Raw genomic sequence first — 13,716 nt, 5'->3', positions numbered from 1 at the left:
ACCCGGCCCGAGCGGGTGGCGCGTGGCATCGAGCTGCTGACCGGCTGGGGGCTGCGCCCGGTGCTGGCGCCGAACGCGTACGCCCGCCAGGGCTACCTGGCGGGGGCGGACGAGCTGCGCGCCGCCGACCTCAACACCGCCTTCGCCGACGCCGAGGTACGCGGGGTGATCTGCACCCGGGGCGGCTACGGCGCGCAGCGGGTGGTCGACCTGATCGACATGGCCGCGGTACGCCGGGACCCGAAGGTGGTGGCCGGCTTCTCCGACATCACGGCGTTGCAGTTCGCGCTCTGGCGGGGCGCCCGGCTGGCGAGCGTGCACGGCCCGGGGGCGGCCTGGCTGGACGACCGGACCCCGCCCCGCTCGGCCGAGTCGCTGCACGCCACGCTGATGACCACCGAGCCGGTGACCCTTCAGGCGGTGAAGGAGGAGGAGACCTACCCGGTGCGGGTGCCCGGCCGGGCCGAGGGCCGGCTGCTCGGCGGCAACCTCTGCCTGATCACGGCGTCGATCGGCACCCCGGACATGCCGGACCTGACCAACGCGATCCTGCTGGTCGAGGAGGTGCAGGAGCCGCCGTACAAGGTCGACCGGATGCTCACCCACCTGCGCCGTTGCGGGGCCCTGGACGGGATCGCCGGGGTGGCGGTGGGCCAGTTCACCGGGTGCGCGGACGACTGGGACACCACGGTCACCGACGTGCTCACCGAGCGCCTCGGCGACCTGGACGTCCCGATCCTCGGCGGCCTGCCCATCGGCCACGGCGTCGGCCAACTGACGGTCCCCGTCGGCACCCCGGCAACCCTCGACGCGGACGCCGGCACCCTCACGGTCACCGCCGCCGTCCACTGACCCCGCCCCGGGGCGGGCGGACACCGGCCAGCGTCAGGGAGTGAGGTGGGCGACCGCGCCGATCTCGAGGGCGACCCAGACCGTGCCGTCCGGGGTGACGGTGAGACCGTGGGGCTCCGAAGCCGGGGTGGGCAGGTCGTATCCCGTGATCCGGCCGGTGGGATCGAGGTGGCCGATCCGGTTGGCGCCCCACTCGGTGAACCAGCAGCCGCCGGCCGGATCGGCGACGATCGCGTGCGGCCGGGCGGTCCGGTCCGGCAGCGGGAACTCGTCGATCTTCCCGTCGGGAGTGATCCGGCCGAGCTGACCGGCGGCGATCTCGACGAACCACAGCGCCCCGTCGCCGCCGCGGGTGATGCCCACCGGGCCGGCGGCGTCGGTCGGCAGCGCGTGCAGCGTGACCTTGCCGTCGAGGTCGACCCGGCCGATGGCGTTCGCCTGGTTGAGGGTGAGCCAGAGGGCGCCGTCCGGCCCGGCGGCCAGCATCGACGGGAAGCCCTTGGCGACCGGCAGCGGGAACGTGGTGACCTGCCCGTCGACGGTGACCCGGCCGACCGTGTCGTCGCCCATCCCCGCGTACCAGAGAGCGCCGTCGGGGCCGAGGACCAGACCGCACGGTGCGGTGCCGGGCGGCAGCGCGACCGAACTGGTCTCCCCGTCGACGGTGACCCGGCCGAGCCGGTGGTCGCCGGAGCGGGTGTACCAGAGCGCGCCGTCCGGACCGGTGGTGATGATCAGCGGCCGGCTGTCGGCGGGATCGCCGTGGTGTTCCCACGTTTCACCGCTCGGTGTCACTCGGGCGACTCCGCCGGTGCCGGACATCGTCAGCCAGAGGTGACCATCCGGGCCGGTGGTGATGCCGTACGGCCCAGACTCCGGCTCGGATAATTCGATCTCGCGGATGTCGATCACAGCGACCCGCCCCCTTCGTCAGTGACCCGGCCAGCCTCAGTGACCGGCGGACGCCGGTGCAAATGGTTTGTCCGGTTCGACGGTGGATTTTCAGCCTCCTCATAGGGTCGCGACGGGTTCTCCCCAGGTTCGGCAGTCACTGTCGGTGAGGTCATCGCACCACCACCGAACTGGAGAACCGCATGATCCGCAGGATGTCGAGGAAGCACATGCTGGTCGGCCTGGCCGCCGCCGGGGTGCTCGGTGTCGGGATCGCCGCCCCGACGGTGGCGCTCGCCGACGACAAGACCCCGAGCCCGGCCCCGAGCGCCAGCACGAGTACCGACCAGGGCAGCGACCGGCAGCAGCAGCGCGCCGACCGCCAGCAGGAGTTCGCCGCGGCCCTCGCCAAGGAGCTGGGCGTCTCGACCGACAAGGTCACCGCGGCGCTGGACAAGCTCCGCGAGCAGCACAAGGGCGACCGGCCCGAGCGGCCGTCGACCGAGGACCGGCAGGCCAGGCTGAAGGAACGGCTGGACCAGGCGGTCAAGGACGGCAAGCTCACCCAGGAGCAGGCCGACGCGGTGCTGAGGGCCGTCGAGGCCGGCGTCTTCCCGGGCCCGGGCGGCCACGGCCACCGCGGCTGGGACGGCCAGACCGGCAAGTGACCCGTGCGGACGTCCGTCCCGGCGGCGCTGCCGGGGCGGACGGCGCCCGTTCCAGAGGGCCGAGAGAGTCACGCCGCAGCGGGTGGCGGGGTGAAGACGCCGAGGTGGTTGCCCGACGGGTCGAGCAGGTGCGCGAAGGTGAGGCCGCTCGGCGCGCTACGCGGCGGCACCAGCAGCTTCCCGCCCGCCGCCTCGGCCCGGCGACAGGTCTCGGCGACGTCCGCCACCTCGGCGTAGAAGATCGCGTAGTTCGGCGAATCGCCGTCGGTGGCCCGGATCGCGCCGCCGATCCCCTGCTCCCCACCGGCCGTCGTGACCCGGTACGACCCGCCGTTGGCTACGCCCTGTTCCTCGAAGGTCCAGCCGAACAGGTCGGCGTAGAAGCGCTCGACCTCCTCCGGCCGGTCGGAGCCGATCTCGAACCAGGTCACGGGCGTGCTGGACATGCTTCCTCCTCGGTGCGCCGGCCGGTCGGCCGGCGTCGTCAGGAGTCAGCCTCGGCGACGTCCGCGACAGCGTCCTGTCGGTGTTTCCCGAGATCTTTCAGACCAGACTGAGTGGACGGACCCGCTCGTGCGGGATGTCGAGGTCGCCGGGGCCCAGCTCGCGGGTCACCGGCTCGGCCAGCGGGCGCACCGAGACGATCCGGTCGGTCCGGAAGCAGCGCAGCCCGTCGCGCAGCCGGCACCAGGCGACCAGGTACCAGTGCGTCGGGTTGCCCAGGTAGGCCAGCGGCTCCACGTCGCGTACCGATTCCGTGCCGCCGCGGTCGGCGTACCGCAGGCGTAGCACGCGCCGGGCGGCGACCGCGTCGGCGACGGCGGCCGGGACGGGCGTGGCCGGCCCGCCGCCGATCAGCCGCACCCGGTCCGCGAGGCGGTGCGCCTCGGCCACGTCGGCCGCGGGCATCACCGCGACCAACTTGCGCAGCGCCGCGCCGGCGGCCGCGGCGAACGGCGTGCCGCCGAGGCGGTGCAGCGCCACGGCCATCGCCACCGCCTCGCCGGGGCTCAGGTTGACCGGCGGCAGGGTACGGGCCCGGTCGACCACGTAACCGCCGGTGCGGCCCGGCTCGGCCCAGATCGGCACGCCGGCGGCCTGGAGCGCGGCGATGTCCCGCTCGACCGTCCGGGCGCTGACCTCGAAACGCTGGGCCAGCCACCGGGCGCTGCGCGGGCGCGGGGACACCGCCCGCAGCTCCTCCACCAGGGCGTAGAGACGGTCGGTCCGGTTCACGCCCCGGACGCTATGCCCGGCGTACGACAGGACCGGCCTACAGCGAGAGGTAGCGCTGCCGCTCGTAGGGGGTGACCTCGCGGCGGTACTGCTCCCACTCGGCCCGCTTGTTGCGCAGGAAGAAGTCGAAGACGTGCTCGCCGAGCACCTCGGCGACCAGCTCCGAGCCGGCCATCACGTCGATCGCCTCGGCCAGGTTCTCCGGCAACGCCTCGTAGCCCATGGCCCGGCGCTCGGCGCTGCTCAGCGACCAGACGTCGTCCTCGGCACCCGGCGGCAGCTCGTACCCCTCCTCGATGCCCTTGAGGCCGGCGCCGAGCATGACCGCGAAGGCCAGGTAGGGGTTGGCCGCCGAGTCCAGCGAGCGGACCTCCACCCGGGCCGAGTTCGGCTTGCCGTACGCCGGCACCCGGACCAGCGCGGACCGGTTCAGGTGGCCCCAGCAGACGTACGCCGGGCTCTCGGTGATCCGGTCCGGCAGGGCCTGCGGGAAGAGCCGCTTGTACGAGTTGACCCACTGGTTGGTGACCGCGGTGTACTCGCGGGCGTGGGTGAGCAGCCCGGCGATGAACGACTTGGCCACCTTGGAGAGCTTCATCGGGTCGCCGGCGTCGTGGAAGGCGTTGCGCTCCCCCTCGAACAGCGACAGGTGGGTGTGCATGCCGCTGCCCGGCTGGTCGGTGAAGGGCTTCGGCATGAAGCTGGCCTGCACCCCGGTGGAGAGCGCCACCTCCTTGACCACGTGCCGGAAGGTCATGATGTTGTCGGCGGTGGTCAGCGCGTCGGCGTAGCGCAGGTCGATCTCCTGCTGGCCGGGGGCCACCTCGTGGTGGCTGAACTCCACCGAGATGCCGATCCGCTCCAGGGCCAGCACCGCCTGCCGGCGGAAGTCCCGGGCCACCGCGTGGGTGGTGTGCTCGAAGTAGCCGCCGGTGTCCACCGGGATCGGCACCGAGCCGTCCTGCGGCCCGTTCTCCAGCAGGAAGAACTCGATCTCGGGGTGGGTGTAGAAGGTGAAGCCCTTCTCGGCCGCCTTGGACAGCGCCCGCCGCAGCACGTGCCGCGGGTCGGCCCAGGACGGGCTGCCGTCGGGCAGCAGGATGTCGCAGAACATCCGGGCGCTCTCGCCGCTGACCCCGCCCTCGAACGGGAACACCTGGAAGGTGGTGGGGTCGGGCATGGCCACCATGTCCGACTCGAAGACCCGAGCGAAGCCCTCGATCGCCGAGCCGTCGAAGCCGATGCCCTCCTCGAAGGCCGCCTCCAGCTCCGCGGGGGCCACCGACACGCTCTTGAGCGTGCCGAGCACGTCGGTGAACCACAGCCGGACGAACCGGATGTCCCGCTCTTCCAGCGTACGGAGGACGAACTCCTGCTGACGGTCCACTTCCACCCCTCATTGCCCGTACGTCCGGCGCCGGTCGAGCCGGTCCGGCCTGACCGCCCAGTCTCCACCGGCCTGGTTACGCCGACGTTACGCGAACCACCCGGCGGACGTCCCGCCGTGTCCCGCCCCGTCCGACCCGGTTCGGCCCGGCCGGCTGGGGCAAGATGAGGACATGCCCACCCTGCGTCTCGCCCTGTGCCAGGTCAATCCCACCGTCGGCGACATCGACGGCAACGCCGACCTGATCCGCGCCTGGGCCCGCAAGGCCGCCGACGCCGGGGCGCAGCTCGCCCTCTTCCCGGAGCTGATGCTGACCGGGTACCCGGTCGAGGACCTGGTCTTCCGCCGGTCCTTCGTCGCCGCCTCCAAGGCGGCGCTGCAGCGGCTCGCCGCCGACCTGGCCGCCGACGGCCTCGGCGACCTGCCGATCATGGTCGGCTACCTGGACGCGGACGGCCCGCCGCAGGTGAGCGCCGACGCCGAGCCGGGCAAGGGTGCCCGCAACGCCGCCGCGCTGCTGCACCGGGGAGCGGTGGCGGCCACCTACTTCAAGCACCACCTGCCCAACTACGGCGTGTTCGACGAGGACCGGTACTTCGTTCCCGGCAACACGCTGACCGTGGCGCGGATCGGCGGGGTGGACGTCGCACTGACCATCTGCGAGGACCTGTGGCAGGCCGGTGGCCCGTTCGCGGTGGCCCGGCAGGCCGGCGTCGGGCTGGTGCTCAACATCAACGGCTCGCCGTACGAGCTGAACAAGGACGACATCCGGCTGCCGCTGGTCCGCCGCCGGGCCGCCGAGGCCGGCGCCGCCGTCGCGTACGTGAACATGGTCGGCGGCCAGGACGAGCTGGTCTACGACGGCGACTCGATGATCGTCGGCGCGGACGGCATGCTGCTGGCCCGGGCCCCGCAGTTCGTCGAGCACCTGCTGGTGCACGACGTCGAGCTGCCCCCGGCCAAGGAGCCGGTCGACCAGGGCGAGGAGCTGGCCGACGACATGCGGGTGGTCCGGATCAAGGTCAGCGACATCCTGTCGCCGGCCCCGACCGGAGAGCTGGCGGTCGGCGGGATCATCGAGCCGGTCGCCGACGAGGCCGAGGTGTGGCAGGCCCTGGTGCTGGGCCTGCGCGACTACGTCAACAAGAACCGGTTCCCGTCGGTGGTGCTCGGCCTGTCCGGTGGCATCGACTCGGCGGTGTCGGCGGCGATCGCGGTGGACGCGCTCGGCCCGGACCGGGTGGTCGGCGTGTCGCTGCCCAGCCAGCACTCCTCCGAGCACTCCCGGGCCGACGCCGAGGAGCTGGCCAAGCGGACCGGCCTGGACTACCGGATCGAGCCGATCCAGCCCATGGTGGACACCTTCCTGGCCAACCTGTCGCTGTCCGGCGTGACGGTGGAGAACCTGCAGGCCCGGGTGCGCGGCGTGATCCTGATGGCGCTGTCGAACCAGGAGGGCCACCTGGTCCTCACCACTGGCAACAAGAGCGAGCTGGCGGTGGGTTACTCCACCCTCTACGGCGACTCGGTGGGCGGCTACAACCCGGTGAAGGACGTCTGGAAGACGCTGATCTGGCGGCTGGCCAAGTGGCGCAACGCGGACGCCGAACGCCGGGGGGAGACCCCGCCGATCCCGGAGAGCTCGATCGGCAAGCCGCCGTCGGCCGAGCTGAGCCCCGGCCAGCTCGACAGCGACACCCTGCCGGACTACGACGTGCTCGACCCGATCCTGATCGGCTACGTCGACGGCGACCTGGGCCGGGACGGGCTGATCGCGTCCGGCCACGACCCGGCGATCGTGGACAAGGTGCTGCGGATGGTGGATACCGCCGAGTACAAGCGGCGACAGTCGGCGCCCGGCACGAAGATCTCGCACAAGGCGTTCGGGCGGGACCGCCGGCTGCCGATCACGAATCGCTGGCGCGAGCACGGCTGAGCGGCGCTCGCCGCCGGCCCGCGACCGGCGGGCCGGGAAGTGAATTCCTCCACTCCGCCCTGCCGCCGGCCGGTCGTCCGGTGCGACGATCGCGGCGGAACCCGGGGACCGCGAGCGCGGCCTCGAGGAAGGAGAGAGTCATGGTGGAGTCCACCCCGACCGAGGTGACCGCCCTCTACGGCGGGCCGGTCACCCGACGGGTGCGTACCCGCGACCTGATCGCCGCCAAGGAGCGCGGCGAGCGCTGGGCGATGCTCACCTCGTACGACCAGTACACCGCCTCGATCTTCGACCAGGCGGGGATCCCGGTGCTGCTGGTCGGCGACTCGGCGGCGAACAACGTCTTCGGCTATGAGACCACCCTGCCGGTGACCGCCGAGGAACTGCTGCCCCTGGTCCGCGCGGTGGTCCGGGCGACCCGGCATTCGCTGATCGTCGGTGACCTGCCCTTCGGCTCGTACGAGGAGGGGCCGACGCAGGCGCTGCGCACCGCGGTGCGGTTCATGAAGGAGGGCGGCTGCCACGCGGTGAAGCTGGAGGGCGGCCGGCGCTGCGCCGCCCAGATCGAGGCGATCGTCGGGGCCGGCATCCCGGTGATGGCGCACATCGGCTTCACCCCGCAGAGCGAGCACACCCTGGGCGGCTATCGCGTGCAGGGCCGGGGCGACACCGCCGAGGAGGTGATCGCCGACGCCCGGGCGGTCGCCGAGGCGGGCGCCTTCGCGGTGGTGCTGGAGATGGTCCCCGGTGAGGTGGCCAAGCGGATCAGCGCCGAGCTGCGGATCCCCACCGTCGGCATCGGGGCCGGCCCGGACACCGACGCCCAGGTGCTGGTCTGGCAGGACATGGCCGGGCTGCGCACCGGCAAGGCGCCGCGCTTCGTCAAGCGCTACGCCGACCTGGCCGGGGTGCTGACCGACGCCACCCGCCGCTACGCCGACGAGGTACGCGGCGGCGAGTTCCCCGCCGCCGAGCACACCTTCTGAGGTCGTCGGGCGGTGCGGCTCCCGGGCCGCACCGCCCGACGCTCACGGGGTCAGACCACGCAGAACTCGTTGCCCTCCGGGTCGGCCAGCTGGACCGCGTAGTGGTCGTTCTCCGGCACGTCCATCCCGCCGAGCACCCGCGCCCCGAGCGGCAGCAACCGGGCCACCTCCGCGTCGACACGGGACCGCCGGAGGGCCAACGGAACCGCCCTCCCGCCGCCGACCTTCAGATCGATGTGCAGTCGGTTCTTGACCGCCTTCGGTTCGGGCACCGGCTGGAACCAGATCCGCGGCCCGGACCCGGTGGGGTCCTCCAGGCGGTCCGCGCAGTCGCCCTCGCCGAGTTCCTCCACCGGAACCCCAATGGACAGGTACCAGTCGCGCCAGGTCGGATGCCCGTCCGGCGGCGGCTGCCGTCGGTAGCGCAGGGCCTCGGCCCAGAACGCGACCAGCGGTGCCGGCTCCCGGCAGTCGATCACGAGTTGCCACTCCATCCGGTGATGGTCCACCAGAGGTGTGACAACCACCGGGACTCAGAGGTCGGTGACCCGGATGCCGGCGTGCGCCTTGTAGCGCTTGTTGATCGCGATCAGGTTGGCGGTGAACGCCTCGATCTGGTGCGCGTTGCGCAGCCGGCCGGCGTAGATGCCACGCATCCCCGGGATCCGGGCGGCCAGGGCGGCGATCACCCCGACCACCTCCCGGTCCTCGGTGCAGATCAGCACGTCGAGGTCGATCCGGTCGATCTCCGGGTCGGCCAGCAGCGGCGCCGAGACGTGGTTGAACGCGGCGCACACCCGGGAATCGGGCAGCAGGGCGGCGGCCTGCTGGACGGCGCTGCCCTCGGCGACGGTGAGCGCGTACGGGCCCTGCTTGTCGAAGCCGAGCGGGTTGACGCAGTCGACCACGATCTTGCCGGCGAGCGGGCCGGCCAGGGCGGCGACCGTGGCGGCGTGCCCGTCCCACGGCACCGCGATGACCACCACGTCGCTGCGCCGGGCGACCTCGTCGTTGTCCGCGCCGGTCACCTCGGTGCCGGCCGGCACGCCGGGCAGCGCGGCGATCTCGGCGGCGGCCTGCGTCGCCCGCTCGGCCGAGCGGGACCCGATCAGCACGGCCTGCCCGGCCCGGGCGAACCGGTAGGCGAGCCCCCGCCCCTGGTCGCCCGTGCCACCGATGATGCCGACGGTCAGCCCGGAGACATCGGGCAGCGTGGTCGCGTCGTAAGCCATGCCGCCATCCTTCCAAAGAAGACCGCCTGCCAGGCCGGCCTACCCCTGTGACAATCCCCGCTGCCCGCACCGCGTCACCGACCCCGCCTTACGGCAGGCCGGCGGTTCCGCGACCGGGGGCACCCCCGCCATCCGCACCGCGAGTGGATCATGCGAGCGGCGCGGTCGGGGTCAGGCGCGTTCGAAGAGGACCTTGCGTGCGGTGGGGTCGGCGGTGACCAGGCGGACCGCGACCCGCTCGCCGAGCGGCAGCTCACCGAGGCACCGGGCACGGACCGGCGGCTCGTCCAAGGCGACCGTGCCGCCCGGCGGCCGGCCCGCCTTGCCGCCACCGTTGCCACCCGGCCGGGCCGGGTCGGTGCCGGGCTGACGGGGCACCTCGGCCACCGGCCGTGGCGCGTCCACGTCCAGCACCGCCGCCTCGAAGGTCTCCCCCACCCGGTGCGACAGCAGCACCGCCTCGGTCAGTTCGATCGCGCCCCGGGTCGCCGCCGACGCGGTCCGGTCGGTGCTCGCCATCACCTCCGGCAGCTTCGGCAGCGCGGCGCGGGCCCACTCGGGCACCTCGCGGCCCTCATGCAGGGCCAGGCAGACCTCGGTGGCGTACCGGTCGGCGAGCCGGCGCAGCGGCGCGGTCACGTGGGCGTACGTGGCGGCCACCCCGCCGTGCTCCGGCTGCTCCGGCAGCTCGCCGTCGAAGGCCGTGTACGCGGCCCCGCGCATCAGCTCGGCCGCCTGGTCGATGAAGGCCGCCGCCCGGGGCTGGGAGGCGTCCAGCCCGGCGAGCACCGGACCGACCGGCATGCCCGCCGGCCAGTGCACGCCCAGCGGGCCGGCGGCCAGCCGGAGCCGGTCCACCGCCTCCGGCTTCGGTGCCGGCATCGTCCGCAGCAAGCCGATTCCGCCGGCGAGCATGATGTCGGCGGCGGCCATCCCGGTCAGCAGCGAGATCTGCGCGTTGTGGTCCTCCATCGGGCCGGGCCCGCGCAGCACCAGCCGCCAGCCGTCGCCGTCGGGCTCCACGTCCTGCTCGGGCAGCGGCAGGTTGATGGCACCCCGGCGCAGCCCGCGGGCGGTGAGCAGGGCGCCGATCTCCGGCAGCAGGGCGATCGGCTCGGGCAGCGTGCCGGCGTCGGCGGCGAGCTGTACGCCGACGTAGTCGAGCTTCGCCCGGCTGCGGACCCGGGCCCGCTCCAGGGCTACGGCGACGGTGCCGCCGTCGGCGTCGAGGTCGATGGTCCAGAGCACCGCCGCGCGGTCGGCGTCGGGCAGCAGGCTGGCCGCCCCCTCGCTGAGCGTGTGCGGGTGCAGCGGCACGTTGCCGTCCGGCAGGTAGACGGTCTGCCCGCGGCACCAGGTCTCCTCCTCCAGCGCCCCGCCGGGGCGTACGTGGGTGGCGACGTCGGCGATCGCGTACCGGACCCGGAAGCCGCCACCGGGGCGGCGGCTGAGGTGCATCGCCTGGTCGAGGTCGCGCGAGGTCGCCGGGTCGAGGGTGACGAACGGGATGTCGGTGCGGTCGGCGACGGCCGGCAGCGGCGCGCCGGCCGCCTCGTCGGCCTCGCGCTGCGCCGCGGGCGGGAAGCTCTCGGGCAGTCCCAGCTCGCGGCGCAGCGCGCCGAAGTCGATGCGGGGCGCCAGTACGCGTCGGATCACCACGCGGTCAATCCTGACAGCGCCGCGCGTGATCCGCTCCCCACCGCCACGCCGGAGTTGTCGCCGGCCGGACGCCGGTCAGCGCCGTACCCCGGATGTCAGCCGGTCGTCCGCCGGGTGCTCGCCGGCTTCGCCGTCGACCGACCCGCGACGACCCTCGTGCCGGCCGGTTTCCGGGCCGCGGTCATCCGCTTGTGGGTGCCGGTCGAGGTGCTGGTCCTGGCCTCGATCGGCGTCACGGCTCCGGCGGCCTTCCTCCCCGCGGCCTTGCGCGCGGTGGTCGAGGTGCCGGTGGCCTTCTTCGCCGGTGCCTTCTTCGCCGCGGCCGTGCGGGCGCCGCCGCCCGGGCGGGTCGCGATGGCCTTGGCGGCGGTGGTCTTCTTGGCCGCCGTGGTCTTCTTCGCGGCCGTCGTCTTCCTCGCCGTGGTGGTCTTCTTCGCCGGCGCCTTCTTCGCCGCGGTGGTCTTCTTCGCCGTGGTGACCTTCCGCGCGGGCGCCTTCTTCGCGGCCGTCGTGACCTTCCGCGCGGGCGCCTTCTTCGCGGCCGTCGTGACCTTCCGCGCAGGGGCCTTCTTCGCGGCCGTGGTGGTCTTCCGGGCGGGTGCCTTCTTGGCGGTGGTCTTCTTCGCGGGCGCTTTCTTGGCCGCGGTCTTCGTGGCCGGCGCCTTCTTCGCGGGCGCCTTCCGCGCGGCTGACACCGCCTTCTTGGCGGTCGCCTTCTTGGCCACCGCCTTCTTCGCCGGCACCCGGCCCGCGCCGGCACCCGAGGCGTTCGGCGACGCCTTGGTGACCGTGGCCGTCCGGGCCGTGGCGGCGCCCACGGTCCGCTTCGCCGCGCTGGTCTTCTTCGCGGTCGTACGTTTCGCCGCCGGGCGGGTGGTGGCCTGCTGTGCAACGGCCATCTCGGTTCCCTCCTTGGGGACGTGCTCTCGCCCTCGCGGAGCACGGATCACCTCGACGCGGGCCGTCCCGCGCCGTCTACCTGTCCTCCCCGGCCCAACGGGCGTCCTCGGCGTCCCACGCTTCGTTGCGCTCCCGCACCTGCTGCAGGGCGTTCTCCGCGTCGGCGGCTGAGGCGTACGGTCCGAGCACGTGCTTCGCGGGGCACACGTCGGCATCGGTCTCGACCCGGTGGTGTCGCGTGCACCAGTAATAGTGCCCACCACGTCCGTTGTCGCTCATGCGATCACTGTGCACCGGGAATCGACCAGCCGCCACCGGAACGCCCGAAATAACCGCTAATGTCCTCCACAGTAGACGAGATCCGGGACGGCCGGGGCGGAACCGGAAAAGACGGGGCAGCCGGGCGACGGGTCGGTGACGGACAATCCGGGGGTGCGGTACGAGGGGGGACACTCGGCACGCCTGCGCCGCCGGCTACTCACCGGGACGGCACTGGTGGTGGTCGCCACGGTGGGCGCGGCGGTGGCGCTGCCGCTGCTGCGGGACCGGTCCCAGCGACGGTTGGAACGCCGGGCCGACCGCGAGGTGACGGCGACCGCGCAGCGCACCCGGGCGGCCCTGCTGGCGGCGCCGTCGACGCGGGAGGCCGCGCTGCGGGACGCCGCCGCGCTGGACGGGGTCGAGGTGCTGGCCGTGGAGGCCGGCGACGCCGGGGTCCGGCTGGTCTTCCGGGTACGCGTGGCGAAGACGGCCGCGTCGGTGTTCGGCTGGCAGGAGGCCAATGCCGCCGCATGCTTCGCACAGGTGGTGAGCCGGTCCGCCACCCCCGCGGTCATGGAACGGCTGCCCTGTCCGACCTGACCGCTTCCGCCCAACGGCCGGCACCGTCGGCGGGCGGTTCCGGGCGAGCCGGTCAGGCGGGCGATGGCACCGGCTCGGCCGACGGTACGCCGGCCGGCTGCGCCGGTCGGGCCGCCGCGACGGCGTACGCCAGCGCGTAGGGGGTGCAGGCCAGGTAGCACATCGGCACGACCAACAGCACCCGGTCGGTGATGAGGAACCGTTCCCACGCCGTCGGCCGGGGCAGTCCCAGGAACGAGTCGATCCAGCAGGTGAACAGCCAGAGCGGCGCCGAAACCCGGTCGACCGTGTCCGGCGGCGGCCCCCGGCGAGCGATCCCGGGGCGGTCGCCGGAATCGCCGAGGCGATCGCCAGCACCACCGCGGCGTCCGCTGCGACCAGCGCGCCGAGCACTCCCACCAGCCAGGCCAACCGGGTACGTCCCCGACGGGCCAGCACGCCCGCGGCCCAGAGTGCGGGCACCAGCAGGGCGAGCCAGAGCAACAGCCCCGGAACCGAGCCCGCGATCCCCGACTCGCCCCGGACGGCGAGGACGGACAGGACCAGCGCCACGGTCAGCGCGACCGGCAGCACGACGCCGAGCGCCGTGGCCAGTGGTCCGGTCCGTACGGTGTGCCGCGCGGCGCGGGCGACGACGACGGCGAGCAGCGTCCCCAGCCCGGCGGTGACCGTGCTCCATACCGGCAGCTGCACCGCGGCAGCCCAGGCGAACCGGAGGTCGGTCGCCGCGTACACCAGGCTCATCACCACGGCGGCGAGCGCAACCGCGACGAGGCTGGCCGGCGGGGCGAGCAGCAGCACCCAGGCGGTGCGCCGCAGCCGCCGGTGCAGCACCGCGCGGTCGACGACCGGCGCGGCCGGCCGGCTGGCGGCCAGGCTTGCGGCGAAGCGCAGCATCCGCCACCGCTCCCCCTGCTCGGCCAGCACATGCAGCTCGGCGCCCCACTCCCGGGACAGCTCGTCGCGCAGCTCCGCCGGCCAGCGCCGCACCGCCGTGCGCAGCAGGAACCCGGCCAGCCGCCAGGTCACCACGCCGGCGCTCCCGTCGGCGCGGCGCCGGTGGACGGCCGGCGGTCGGGGGCGAGGGCGCGCAGCTCGGCGAGGGCCG

16 protein-coding genes are annotated in these 13,716 nt (G+C 73.8%); 6 read left to right on the top strand and 10 right to left on the bottom strand.

Annotated elements, in window-relative coordinates; genetic code table 11:
• Positions 1-852, top strand: an 852-nt coding sequence (locus tag ONA70_RS27655; RefSeq protein WP_265009423.1) for a S66 peptidase family protein, incomplete at its 5' end; no start/stop codon positions are given.
• Between the two features lie 33 nt (positions 853-885).
• Here ONA70_RS27655 and ONA70_RS27650 read toward each other — a convergent pair.
• The gene (locus ONA70_RS27650; RefSeq protein WP_265009422.1) at positions 886-1,764 is read right to left on the bottom strand and encodes a Vgb family protein; all 879 of its coding nucleotides are present in this window, start codon (positions 1,762-1,764) and stop codon (positions 886-888) included.
• Between the two features lie 182 nt (positions 1,765-1,946).
• Here ONA70_RS27650 and ONA70_RS27645 point away from each other — a divergent pair, with 182 nt between their 5' ends.
• The gene (locus ONA70_RS27645) at positions 1,947-2,411 is read left to right on the top strand and encodes a hypothetical protein (protein ID WP_265009421.1); all 465 of its coding nucleotides are present in this window, start codon (positions 1,947-1,949) and stop codon (positions 2,409-2,411) included.
• Positions 2,412-2,479: 68 nt separating this feature from the next.
• Here the strand turns inward: ONA70_RS27645 and ONA70_RS27640 are convergent, their stop codons facing one another.
• From ONA70_RS27640 to glnA, 3 genes are all read right to left on the bottom strand, one after another.
• Entirely contained in the window at positions 2,480-2,857 is a 378-nt protein-coding gene (locus ONA70_RS27640) for a VOC family protein (RefSeq protein ID WP_265009420.1), read from the bottom strand.
• A 97-nt stretch (positions 2,858-2,954) separates the two neighbouring features.
• Positions 2,955-3,647: a helix-turn-helix transcriptional regulator gene (locus ONA70_RS27635; protein ID WP_265009419.1), complete on the bottom strand. Its 693-nt coding sequence runs from the start codon at positions 3,645-3,647 to the stop codon at positions 2,955-2,957.
• A gap of 37 nt (positions 3,648-3,684) precedes the next feature.
• Positions 3,685-5,034, bottom strand: a complete 1,350-nt coding sequence (glnA, locus tag ONA70_RS27630; protein ID WP_265009418.1) for a type I glutamate--ammonia ligase — start codon at positions 5,032-5,034, stop codon at positions 3,685-3,687.
• A 172-nt stretch (positions 5,035-5,206) separates the two neighbouring features.
• On the opposite strand from glnA, the gene ONA70_RS27625 reads away from it, so the two are divergent.
• Both ONA70_RS27625 and panB read left to right on the top strand, forming a co-directional pair.
• A complete protein-coding gene (locus ONA70_RS27625; protein WP_265009417.1) occupies positions 5,207-6,970 on the top strand; it encodes an NAD+ synthase in 1,764 nt (587 codons plus the stop codon).
• Positions 6,971-7,110: 140 nt separating this feature from the next.
• Positions 7,111-7,956 carry a 3-methyl-2-oxobutanoate hydroxymethyltransferase gene (gene panB / locus ONA70_RS27620; protein WP_265009416.1) on the top strand — a complete coding sequence of 282 codons (846 nt, stop codon included), beginning with the start codon at positions 7,111-7,113 and terminating at the stop codon, positions 7,954-7,956.
• Between the two features lie 50 nt (positions 7,957-8,006).
• Here panB and ONA70_RS27615 read toward each other — a convergent pair whose 3' ends face one another.
• From ONA70_RS27615 to ONA70_RS27595, 5 genes are all read right to left on the bottom strand, one after another.
• The gene (locus ONA70_RS27615) at positions 8,007-8,450 is read right to left on the bottom strand and encodes a VOC family protein (protein ID WP_265009415.1); all 444 of its coding nucleotides are present in this window, start codon (positions 8,448-8,450) and stop codon (positions 8,007-8,009) included.
• 39 nt (positions 8,451-8,489) lie between these two features.
• Positions 8,490-9,188 (bottom strand): NADPH-dependent F420 reductase, encoded by a 699-nt coding sequence (npdG, locus tag ONA70_RS27610; RefSeq protein ID WP_265009414.1) that lies wholly within the window; start codon positions 9,186-9,188, stop codon positions 8,490-8,492.
• Between the two features lie 171 nt (positions 9,189-9,359).
• Positions 9,360-10,847: an RNB domain-containing ribonuclease gene (locus ONA70_RS27605; RefSeq protein WP_265009413.1), complete on the bottom strand. Its 1,488-nt coding sequence runs from the start codon at positions 10,845-10,847 to the stop codon at positions 9,360-9,362.
• Between the two features lie 95 nt (positions 10,848-10,942).
• Positions 10,943-11,746 carry a histone gene (locus ONA70_RS27600; protein ID WP_265009412.1) on the bottom strand — a complete coding sequence of 268 codons (804 nt, stop codon included), beginning with the start codon at positions 11,744-11,746 and terminating at the stop codon, positions 10,943-10,945.
• 76 nt (positions 11,747-11,822) lie between these two features.
• A complete protein-coding gene (locus ONA70_RS27595) occupies positions 11,823-12,026 on the bottom strand; it encodes a hypothetical protein (protein ID WP_265009411.1) in 204 nt (67 codons plus the stop codon).
• A 153-nt stretch (positions 12,027-12,179) separates the two neighbouring features.
• Here ONA70_RS27595 and ONA70_RS27590 point away from each other — a divergent pair, with 153 nt between their 5' ends.
• Positions 12,180-12,608 carry a hypothetical protein gene (locus tag ONA70_RS27590; protein WP_265009410.1) on the top strand — a complete coding sequence of 143 codons (429 nt, stop codon included), beginning with the start codon at positions 12,180-12,182 and terminating at the stop codon, positions 12,606-12,608.
• Between the two features lie 52 nt (positions 12,609-12,660).
• On the opposite strand, the gene ONA70_RS27585 is transcribed toward ONA70_RS27590, so the two are convergent.
• Positions 12,661-12,789: a hypothetical protein gene (locus ONA70_RS27585; RefSeq protein ID WP_265009409.1), complete on the bottom strand. Its 129-nt coding sequence runs from the start codon at positions 12,787-12,789 to the stop codon at positions 12,661-12,663.
• 405 nt (positions 12,790-13,194) lie between these two features.
• Here ONA70_RS27585 and ONA70_RS27580 point away from each other — a divergent pair.
• Positions 13,195-13,716 (top strand): hypothetical protein (locus ONA70_RS27580; protein WP_265009408.1); only part of this gene is annotated, 522 nt, incomplete at its 3' end.

The sequence above is a fragment of the Micromonospora yasonensis genome (genome assembly GCF_026013475.1).
Classification (GTDB): Bacteria; Actinomycetota; Actinomycetes; order Mycobacteriales; family Micromonosporaceae; genus Micromonospora; species Micromonospora yasonensis.
Note: the sequence above shows the minus strand (reverse complement) of the source record. Positions and strands in the feature narration are given on the sequence as shown.